We start from the raw sequence: 580 nt of genomic DNA on the forward strand, positions 1-580 counted from the left end.
GATCCGCCCAGCGGACCGGCAGCCGATGACAGCGCCGACCTAGAACGGACATTCGACGAATTGCTGGCAGCTGGCGAGATCGGCCCGGCCAATGACGGCGACCCCAGCGTGGCGCGCAAAGCGTGTTGATCGCCTGCTGAGACGTATCGGGAGCCAAAGCGACCGTGACGCCCTTCGTCTATTGAACTTCGAGTGGCCTGCCACCCGAAGCTCGGAGAGCGAAGGGTGGTGCCCCTAGCCGGGATCGAACCAGCACTCCTTGCGGAACTCGATTTTGAGTCGAGCGCGTCTACCAATTCCGCCATAGGGGCTCAGGCCGGGCGGCCTGGATGGCGCGGGACTATACGGTTGGAGGCCTGTTCGTCAACTGGCCAATTCCTCGTCGCCCCGGATGCGACCAAACTGCGCCTTTCGATTTCGTGACGGGGCTGCCATTGTGCAGCGCGGAAAATCTTTCTAGACAGGCGGCGCATCAAAGCGCGGCACGTCTGCGGGGACGGATGGCGTGCGCTGGGTCTTCGTTCTGTGCATGCCGTTACACCCCAACCTGCCTGCGCAATTGAACGACACGCATTAGGAG

1 tRNA gene is annotated in these 580 nt (G+C 62.6%); it reads right to left on the bottom strand.

What is annotated here, in order from left to right:
- Positions 1 to 226 precede the first annotated feature (226 nt).
- Positions 227 to 311 (bottom strand) — tRNA-Leu (locus ENZ74_RS33765).
- Between the last annotated feature and the right edge of the window lie 269 nt (positions 312 to 580).

This window comes from Mesorhizobium sp. M7A.F.Ca.CA.002.15.2.1, from assembly GCF_003998715.1.
GTDB classification, from domain to species: Bacteria; Pseudomonadota; Alphaproteobacteria; order Rhizobiales; family Rhizobiaceae; genus Mesorhizobium; species Mesorhizobium ciceri.